This window comes from Methanosarcina sp. (assembly GCF_035390745.1).
Taxonomy (GTDB): Archaea; Halobacteriota; Methanosarcinia; order Methanosarcinales; family Methanosarcinaceae; genus Methanosarcina.
The window spans coordinates 20,945-30,778 of record NZ_DAOOUJ010000038.1 but is presented as its reverse complement, the minus strand read 5'-3'; the positions used below and the strand labels follow the sequence as shown (position 1 = coordinate 30,778).

Below are 9,834 nucleotides of genomic sequence, written 5' to 3'. Positions count from 1 at the left end.
TTAACATTTTTGTAGTTCCCTGCAGTGTTGTTGTAGAGGCAGTTGTTTTCCAGTACAATGGTGTGGGAACTTGTAAGGCGATTAATCACACCGTATCCAGTTCCTGCAGCATTTTTCGTACGAGGCACGGTGTTTACAATTATGTTATTACGGACAGTGGTTGTGAATCCTGTTCCTGAGGGTCCGGCATTGCTGTCAGTTGAATACATAGCGACAACTGCCGCATTATAAACTCCATCAAAGACGTTATTTTCAATCAGGATATTATGGAACCCGCTGGTAAGAACCCCACCAACCCACTCAATGCTCGGATTGGTTCCGGAACCATAGAAAACATTGTGGTGAATATGTACACTTGACAAACTTGAACTATATGCTCCGGCAGTTCCAATAAGCCAGATGCCTGGACCGTAGGTGTTTGTAATTGTATTATTATAGATCTCAATGTTATTCATGTCACCTGCAGATCTCTCAATCTGGATACCCGGACCTCCTGCACTCCAGTGGTAAAAGGAATCAATGAAGTTGTCATGGAACTTTACATTATTTGTATTCCATGCCCTCAGAGCGCTGTTAGTTCTGCAGGTTATGGTATTATTCCAGGCTTCTACATTACTGCACTCAATTGCAAAAAGGCCATCGTGCCCAAGTTGATATATCGTATTGTTATAAAACTGAATATTTTTACCGTATTTTATCCTGAGCCCGTCCCCATGTCCATCGTGCATATACATATCGTGGACAGATACGTTGCTGGTGTAGAGGAAATAAATCACATTGTAGTAGCCCTTACCCTTAGCAAGTTCACTATTACCATCATGATTTACATCGACTTCGAAACCTCTTATTGTAATATTGGTATTCCCTGAACTGCTCATCTGCTGGATAAGAGGTTTCATAGTATCCCAGCCTGCACTATCGGTCAGCTTAATCACAGCATTTGAGTCCCCTTCAAGAATAGTATTGCTTCCTATCAGAAGAGTATCATCAATTACATATGTAAAAGGCCCTTTGAGGTAGACAGTTGTATAAGTAGAGTTCTCTGCCACGAATTTAAGGGCCTGGTTTATCTGCACATGGTCATCTTTTCCATCACAGTTAAAGTCCCCACTCCCATCTCCTGAAACGTAAATTATAGGTGCGGGGCTCCGGCATGAAGCCGTAGGAACACTTGCAATTATAAAGCATCCTATAAGGAGGAGGACCCCCAATTCTTGTTTTATCATTGTTATCACCTGGGGCTGTCATAATATATTATTTTATTATGTGTATCAGGTAGAAGTTCACTCCGAATTGCCGATTAATTTCTGAGAATATTGTAGGTAGTTAGCCAAAATATGAGTAAATTAAATTTGACTGATCTTAACAAATCAGACAGTATTCTGCAAATAGTATCCACTTACCAAGTGTTCAAACAATAAAATAATCACTGGAACAATTCAGCTTAAAGTTAGTGAATCCTATTAGGCTAAATAAATACTGGACACGGAATTAATATACCCATAATTAAGGCAATTTACCTCCAATATACTGAATTCCCCCCATACAAACATTAGAAATAAATTAGTATCTAAGTTACTAATTAAATTTCTATAGTCGACATTGTTAATTAGACCGTTATATTATAAAAGTATTTGTGCATTGTTTTTAAATTTTTTTAGGAACTTAATGACCAATAGAATCAACAGTTAAAATATATGCGCCAAGATAAATAGGTATGAAGAGATTAATTATCAAAAATTATTAAAAATGGAGGAAGATTGAAAAAAAGACTTCCATCCAATTAAGGGCCGTTCTTGACGGAGGTACAGCGCAAGTATCTCAAGAGGGGAGTTACTGCTTAAAAAAATAAAGAAATTATCATAAAAGCGAGATGAGTTCCTGACTAACCTATGACATCAGAAGAAATTATCAAATAATTTCATGGCAGATATCAAGAATCTTTCTTGCAACTCCATCCCAGCTATGATTCTCATAAACATACTTACGCCCCTGTTCTCCCATGATATTCCGCATTTCTTGATCGGAAATAAGCTTTACTACAGCGTTAGCAAGTTCTTCTGGCTTCTCAGAGGGTACTGAGATTCCGCCTCCGGAAAGATCAATCAGGTCTTTGACACCTGGAATATCGCTCGCTACAATAGGTTTTCCACATGCAAGATATTCATATGTTTTTAAGGCAGAAAGTCCTATTTTTGAATTCCTATCCTTGATAAAAGGAGCAACACAAACATCCGCAGCGTTAATATATACAGGGACAATTTCATAGGGAATTCTTCCGGTGAAAGTGAAATTGTCTGTAACCCCTATCTCCGAGGCAATTTCCAGCAGTTTGTTCTTCATAACCCCGTCTCCGACCACAAGGAAACGGACATCAGGACATTTTTCCAGAATATAGGGAGCTGCATAAATAAGAAACTCAACGCCCTGCCAGGCTGCAAGGTGCCCTACAAAACATATGTACTTTTTCGACTTATCAAGTTTGAGTCTATCTCTTGCCTGCTCCTGATCCATGGGCTTGAAAATATCTGTATTTGCCCCGTTATTGATCACAATAATTTTTTCTGCAGGAACCGAATATAACCTCACAAGTTCATCCTTTAGCCTGTCGGTTACGGAAACTATCCGATCACAATATCGATAATTAAACCTTTCAGAACGGAGTGCCAGATAGGAAAAAACTCTGTATGCGAAGGATTTAGAGTCAGGGCTCACGCTAAGCTCGTCCATAACCAGTCCGTTAACTTCAACTATGGAAGAGATCTTAAAAATTTTACATAGAGCAATGGGGAAGAATGGAAAAGAGTTCTGGCGGAGATAAAGTATCTCAGGTCTGCTTTTTATACATGAGTATAGAAGATAAAAGGACAGCATGAACTCATAGGAAGGCTGTACAAGATACTTATTATCTATCACAGGTACATACTTTATTCCAGAAAAAACACGCTCTATACCTTTCTGACCTGGCGCAAACAAAACTACGTCCGTATATTTCTTTAAATTACTTAAGAGTTCAAGTATATGTACGTTCGAACCCGATTTTGTAGTGAAAGAGCTGTAATAGACCAGAAAAATTTTGTTTACTTTTTTAAACATAATTGCCGTTACCTGAATAGCAAAAGTAGTTAATTAGCTTATCCCACGACTCCAAGCATTAATTTGTATAGATAAGAAAAGCAGATTCTAGATTTTAATACACAAATAATAGATTTATGCATTTTATAGAGAGATATTTATAGAAGGAATTCTCTCCTTTGTGTGCTTTTGAGGCATCCAAATTTAAAAAGGAAAGAAATTATGAGAGTACTTGAAGTATGTCAGGAGTTTCCTAACAGGTATTACCCACAGCTTGGAACGTTCATAAAGCAAAGTATAGATTCAATCGCAGACCGCGGAGTAGAAGTGACAGTTATTTCTCCAAAAGCTTTTGTACTTCCTTTCTCTGGATTTCCTTATCATAATTTTTCTAAACTGCCCAGGCTTGAGCATATGAAAAAATATGATCTTCATTATCCACGTTACCTTTATGCTATTCCTAAAAAGTATTTCTATCCCATAACTGGCATATCATATTCGCGCTTCGTTTGTAGATATGCCATGAGAAATATAAATCCAAAACCGGAACTGATTCATGCACACTTCTCATATCCAGATGGATACGGGATGATGGAACTTGCAAAGAAATGGAAAGTTCCTCTGGTAATTAGCGCCCTTGGTACGATAGAGAGAAAAGTTGCCTATGAAGGATCCTACACTTCAAAGCAGATTATCGAAGCCATGAATTTTGCAGATAGAATCCTCTCTGTCAGTGAAGATCTCAAGACCCATATAGTCAGGCTTGGAATAGACGAAAGTAAAGTGGAAGTAGTTCCCAACGGAGTAGATACTGAGATATTTAAACCGGCAGGAAAAGAACATGCGAGAAACACTTTAAACCTGCCTCAGGAAAAGAATATTGTCCTGTTTATAGGAGCCCTCAGGAAAATAAAGGGTGTGGATTATCTTATTGAAGCTGCAAAAAGTTTTGTGAATACAGACACGGATCTCTATATGGTAGGCAGGGATGATGGGCTTAGAAAAAGCCTGGAAAAAAGGGCAGAAGAACTGGGAATCTCCAGCTTCGTCAAATTTACAGGACCTGTAAATCATGAGGATATTCCTCTCTGGATTTCAGCAGCGGATATGCTGGTTCTGCCTTCCCTTTCAGAAGGGAGACCAAATGTTATTCTTGAAGCTCTTTCATGTGAAGTCCCGGTTGTGTCAACTGATGTTGGAGGGATTCCGGAATTGATGATTGAAGGAGAAACCGGCTATCTGGTCCCTGCAAAAGATCCTGTACAACTGTCAGAAAAAATAAATAAATTACTAGAAAACGAAAGCAGAAGAGAAAAAATGGGGAAATACGGGCGCGAAAGTATAATTCAGCGAGGGCTCACATGGGAAGCCCATGCAAAGAAAACAGTAGATATATACTCAGAACTCCTTTCAAATCATTCAAAATAAGTCCGCAGGAGAAACAGTTATCTTCTTTCTTTCAGGAATTTTCTCATAACTGAAGAGAATCTGATAACTTATACTACCTGCTTCTGCTCTTCAAACCCATTCATACTTTTTTAATCCGCTTTAATTGTATCTTGCCCGAGTTTCACCTGATTTCATAAAATCTCGGGGTACATTAAAGGAATATCTTTCAGATAACAGAATTTCTCCATTCTCCTAAAAGGCATCAAATACAGGCATTTAAATGCCTGTAAGAGTGGTGTTAAGTTTAGAAATTCTTATGGGATTCTTTAAAGCCGGATCAGGAGCAAAGATACCCATTGCCGGATTAGAGTAAATCTTGTTTGCTTTTGTAATATTGGCCTCAAGGTCATCTCTATTTTCTGGAGTACTTCTGTAGAAATAATTTGATGTTTCTTTAGTGCCACTTTCATCGCTGCCGAAGTATAATCCACTCCTGAGGAACTCTCGAGTCCTGAATACCACATAGCCTCTGTAACTTGAGAGTTCACTAACATTATCGATTCTGTAATTGTCATAAATAGAGAAATCCATGCCCAAAGATTTTTCAGGAACTGATGGGAGGTAAAAATACCTTGTTGTATAGTAATCTGAATAAACGGCAGAACCCTCAGGGATATATTTGTAAACATGTTCAAACCCGCTCAGTTCATGACCGTTAAAATATTCATGCTCTGCACTCTGTCCAAGCATATTGGAGTCCGAGATGCTAAAAACTGAAGAGATGAAGACAAAAGTAGAGAACAGCACAGCTACAAAGAGTACTGTATTAAATTTCTTAGAGCCATACCTGTCCATATAGTTCCAGAATACATAGATTCCATATCCCATTACAAAGGCCATGAAAGGGCTGACAAAAAGCATAAACCGGTCAACTCTGAAGAGAACCTTAAATTGCCAGATAGTGTTAAGAGGATTTGGAATATAAAAAATCAGGGTTAACAGGGCAAATAACCCTAAAACTGAAGCGTAATTTTTTCTATAATTCTTGAGAAGAAAACCTATTCCTATTAAAGCAAAAAACAGGAATACGGATTTATCCAGAAGTCCTATCAGACTGAGCAGCCCTTCCTCAAGCACATCAGAACCTCCTGCAGTTATAACTATAGAGTCCCAGAAATGGCTCTGTAAACGGGGGGTCAGGCCTCTTTGCATGAACAGATAAGCCATAAAGAACCAGTAAGAGGTAAATGTGACATTTAAAAGTAAAAAGAAAGGCTTACTTACATAATTCCCGGCCCCTACGATGTACTCCGAAGCGAACACAATAGCAATTAATAAAACAAACTGGAGTATGGAAACATTATGTACAAGGGTCAAAAAAAACAAAACTACTACTGAAAGAGCTTTTAAAGAAAATTTTTCTTCTTTAAAATTAACGCTGTAAATCAGATATAGGAGTATAACAAACCCTATATATGCCATTGTGCGTGTGATAACGTTTGCACCATAATAAAGCACAATAGAAGTTGCAGAGTAGAGAAGGCAGGAGAGAAGGGATATCTGTCTGTTATAGGTAATCTGACTGAAGAGATAATAAATAAAAACTACTGTTGTAGCATAAATTGGCGCTGTTATCAGGAATAGTGAGGTTTTCACACTAATATTAAGAATTTCTGAAGCCTCAGCAATGAGTATATGGTACAGGGGAAAAAATGCATAGTCACTTAACGAAGTGGGAATTGTCTGCCCTGTTGCTGCGGTAAACTCCGAAAGAAATATGTGAGGAAGAATATCAGTAGTTCCGAAGTAGAAGTCATAATTTAAGGTAACACTGTAAGTAAGGTTTACCATAAGTAAAAAGGCTTCAAGAAGTACAAGGGACGGCTTTACCTCTTTGGAGAAAATTTGCAGGAAGACAGAAATGTAAGCCACCAGAATGAGTAAAAAATAATACCATGGCCTTTCCCCCAGAGACAGCAAAAGCACAGCTATTGAACCAATATAAAATATGCTAAATATGTATGAAAGAGACTTTATGTTTATGAATGGAAAACTGTCCATATCATGCAGACTTACATCTTTTCTGTAAATGTACAATACGAAAAGGCAGGCAAGTACCGCAGGAATTCCTGTAAATAATCCACGAACTACATAGTCTGGTTTTCCAGCTGCATACATCCATACAAAAGTAAATATAACTGCAATAATTATTGCTAGCGGGAACAGGGATGAAATTAACTTCATTAAACGGTTATTATTCATGTACTTGAGTCCCGTCTCTTCGCTCAATCCTAACATAATATCTCCATAACTTAAGCAATCATAACATATTGAGTTTGAAATAAATGATTAAGAATTGGATCTGAACAAAGATTCAGGGTCTGATCTGAAGTAAAAAGTTCAGATTTTTTATTCTAAACCAACAGGATTTACTGTGAGGTCTATATTGGTTAAGAATTTTTTGCTCCAATTTATTCCAGTTAACTCAATACGTCCAATCATTTATTATATTTGAAGAAATCTGCGCTTACAGTAATCGATAATTTCTTAAATATTAACTGTCCGAAAGAGAATTAGCTTTCGAAACTAAAAGAGAGTTTGCAAAGCTGTACAGAAAACCCAGCCCATAAGTAATATGCTGCACAGGAATTACAAATAGGGCAAAAAGGCCATATTTTGATTTCATTTTATATATCACCTGAATTGAGGTAACAAAGATCAGAATAAAATATAAAATTCCCATTAAAAGCAGAACCATTATCGGTGCTGTAGATACAGGATAAATAATAAGCGAGAGGACGGCGAAAAGGATAGCAATTGAGGGTAAAAATGCATACCAGCGAACAAATTCACCGTGCTTTTTGAAAAGCTCAGCCATCCACATGCCATACTTAAACATTCTTACAGAAAATGACTTGAGAGTTCCTCTTCTATGGTGCAGTACTTTTGCTTCCGGAATATACAAAAATTTGTAACCGTTTTTGTTTATCCTATAATTCAGGTCTCCGTCCTGACCCACAACAAACCTCTCGTCAAAATACCCGGCTTCTTTGATTATATTTTTTCTGTACATCGCATTGCAGTTAGGAAGAGAGCTGACATAATGTTTCTTTGTTGAGTTTGTGGACTGGGCAGAACCTCCAGACCCCAGGAATGTTTCCTGAGCGTACCCTACCACCCTGCCAAAAATAGGATCAGTATCAAATATTAAGTTAGGCCCACCAACGCATGCTACATCTTCAGGAGCATTTTTCATTTCATTAACAAGGGTTTTTAACCACAGAGGATCAGCTTTGCAGTCACCGTCTGTAAATGCAACAAAATCCCCCCGAGAGTTATCTACACCGAGGTTTCTTGCTGCTGCAACATTTTTTCTCTCGTTAAGAATTAACCTGACCGGATATTTCTCTACGAGTTCACGGGTTTTGTCAGTGGACATTCCATCGACAATAATTATCTCATAAGAATTCTGAGGGTAATCCAGACGAAGTAGTGATTCAATACATTCCTCAATATATCTCTCTTCGTTGCGAATACCTACTACAATCGAAATGAAAGGATATTCCATAAAGTAATCACTTTTAACCGTTATTGTCTTCGAACCTGTTCATTTAAGAATATCATTCTTGAGATGGCATGCAGTATAATTCCTGTAAATACCATGAAGGCTCCTATGATTGTCAACATCACCATAAGGAGTGTGGGGCCAAAACGCAGGGATCCTCCAAGAATATAATCCTGAAGAAACTTAAGGCCCATAAGGAATCCTGTAGATGCCATAATCAAACCAGGGACAGCAAAATAATATAAGGGACGTCTGTACTCCATGTCTTTTAAAAGCTGAAATAGAACACGAGGACCATGAATAAAAGGATGCTCACTTGAGCAGTCTTCAAGGTCATACCTGCAGTGGATCTCTACTTCAGTAAATTTAAGTTTGTGATCTCTTGCCTGAATAAGAATCTCAGAGCCTGCAGACATATCAGTGCCGTTCAGATTGATGTTTTCAATCGCTTTTCTACCATAAGCACGAAAACCACTCTGAGAATCAGTGACATTGAGACCGCCTGCTATGTAAGTTGCAATATCAAGAACTTTCATTCCAAATTTACGATAAATAGGAACATTTTTTCCGTTACCGTTGACGAACCGTGAGCCAATAACAAGGTCAAAACCCTGCTTTAAAGGCTCAAGAAGTTTGGGGATTTCAGAAGGATCGTGCTGACCGTCGGAATCGATTATAACCATAGCGCCTGCACCAAGGCTGCGGGCAGTTTCAAAACAGTTTCTCAGGGCTACCCCGTAGCCTCGATTGACCTCGTGGCGGACTACATAAGCGCCAAGAGACTCAGCGATTTCGACAGTATTATCAGTACTTCCATCATCCACAACCACCACCCTGTCCACGTATTTTTTGCAGCCCTTGATAACATCAGCAATCGAATGGGCTTCATTATACGCAGGCATGGCTGCAATAGTAATGGTCATGTATAATCAACTACCTCTTGTATAAAAGAATTTAACATTTTCAATAGACTGTGTATCTATAGAAAACTCAAAGAAAATTTCGAATACAGTAAGCACATTTTTCAGAGTCATCGCTCCACTTATTTTAAAGGGTTTCTGTGGATCACCTGCAACTACGAATGCAGAAGAATAATTGGGGGATATTTACGCTTTTTTAGGGAAAGGAAAGGTCTTCTGCAAGCAAGTCATAGTTCGAAATAGGACGTGTATTTGTTTTAATATATGAGATATATAAGCATTTAGACACAAAAAATAATTGAGTAGTAATTTCAATAACAAAAAAGAATTTGACTCATATTAGAAGCCTATTAATCAAAAAGAGCCTTAGGAATTCCAATGAAAAAATATACATATAACCAGAAAAACTATTAAAATTTACACAGAAGTAGAGTTAACGGCGTTTTCCTTGATATAGGACACATAATAAAAAAACGAGTATGACATTCTTCGAGTAACATGCCCAAAGAATGAAAGTACTTGAGAGCACTTTCATGCCAAATAAATGTATTTAGGAGAAAAAAATCATTCCAGAAGAATCATCGAATTAAATCCAAACTGTAAAACATCTCAGAAATGGCGGGAGAATAAATATATTTATATAATAATAGACAGGAAAAGGGAAAGATATTTTATACGAAAAGAGAATTTGATCTACTCAAATTAAAATCATTATTGAAATAATATGGATTATTCACAAACGGAAGCTTTACTACACTAAAAATAAGCTCCTGAACTGAAGCAAGGGCAATTGATCATCTTTCCGGTTTTCAACTATTTACAACAGAATATTATAGCAGACCAGCCGGGAAAACGTCCAAAAAGATTATCTGAAAATCCTGAAGA

At 37.6% G+C, this 9,834-nt stretch carries 6 protein-coding genes; 1 reads left to right on the top strand and 5 read right to left on the bottom strand.

Going from position 1 to position 9,834, the window contains the following annotated elements; genetic code table 11:
- A partial coding sequence (locus tag PLL47_RS09760; protein ID WP_324446006.1) for a right-handed parallel beta-helix repeat-containing protein occupies positions 1-1,226 on the bottom strand: 1,226 nt, incomplete at its 3' end.
- A gap of 685 nt (positions 1,227-1,911) precedes the next feature.
- Complete coding sequence (locus PLL47_RS09755) at positions 1,912-3,096, bottom strand: glycosyltransferase family 4 protein (RefSeq protein WP_324446005.1); 1,185 nt, start codon at positions 3,094-3,096, stop codon at positions 1,912-1,914.
- Between the two features lie 201 nt (positions 3,097-3,297).
- On the opposite strand from PLL47_RS09755, the gene PLL47_RS09750 reads away from it, so the two are divergent.
- Positions 3,298-4,503 carry a glycosyltransferase gene (locus PLL47_RS09750; protein ID WP_324446004.1) on the top strand — a complete coding sequence of 402 codons (1,206 nt, stop codon included), beginning with the start codon at positions 3,298-3,300 and terminating at the stop codon, positions 4,501-4,503.
- Positions 4,504-4,740: 237 nt separating this feature from the next.
- On the opposite strand, the gene PLL47_RS09745 is transcribed toward PLL47_RS09750, so the two are convergent.
- The 3 genes from PLL47_RS09745 to PLL47_RS09735 all read right to left on the bottom strand — a co-directional run bounded on the left by PLL47_RS09745 (position 4,741) and on the right by PLL47_RS09735 (position 8,952).
- A complete protein-coding gene (locus PLL47_RS09745; RefSeq protein ID WP_324446003.1) occupies positions 4,741-6,762 on the bottom strand; it encodes a putative glycosyltransferase family protein in 2,022 nt (673 codons plus the stop codon).
- Between the two features lie 256 nt (positions 6,763-7,018).
- Positions 7,019-8,032, bottom strand: a complete 1,014-nt coding sequence (locus PLL47_RS09740) for a glycosyltransferase (protein WP_324446002.1) — start codon at positions 8,030-8,032, stop codon at positions 7,019-7,021.
- A gap of 20 nt (positions 8,033-8,052) precedes the next feature.
- Positions 8,053-8,952 carry a glycosyltransferase family 2 protein gene (locus PLL47_RS09735; RefSeq protein ID WP_324446001.1) on the bottom strand — a complete coding sequence of 300 codons (900 nt, stop codon included), beginning with the start codon at positions 8,950-8,952 and terminating at the stop codon, positions 8,053-8,055.
- Between the last annotated feature and the right edge of the window lie 882 nt (positions 8,953-9,834).

Excerpts from the sequence above, each read along its gene's own strand:
- PLL47_RS09755 (WP_324446005.1), bottom strand. The coding sequence starts at position 3,096 with ATGTTTAAAAAAGTAAACAAAATTTTTCTGGTCTATTACAGCTCTTTC.
- PLL47_RS09750 (WP_324446004.1), top strand. The coding sequence starts at position 3,298 with ATGAGAGTACTTGAAGTATGTCAGGAGTTTCCTAACAGGTATTACCCA.
- PLL47_RS09745 (WP_324446003.1), bottom strand. The coding sequence starts at position 6,762 with ATGTTAGGATTGAGCGAAGAGACGGGACTCAAGTACATGAATAATAAC.
- PLL47_RS09740 (WP_324446002.1), bottom strand. The coding sequence starts at position 8,032 with ATGGAATATCCTTTCATTTCGATTGTAGTAGGTATTCGCAACGAAGAG.
- PLL47_RS09735 (WP_324446001.1), bottom strand. The coding sequence starts at position 8,952 with ATGACCATTACTATTGCAGCCATGCCTGCGTATAATGAAGCCCATTCG.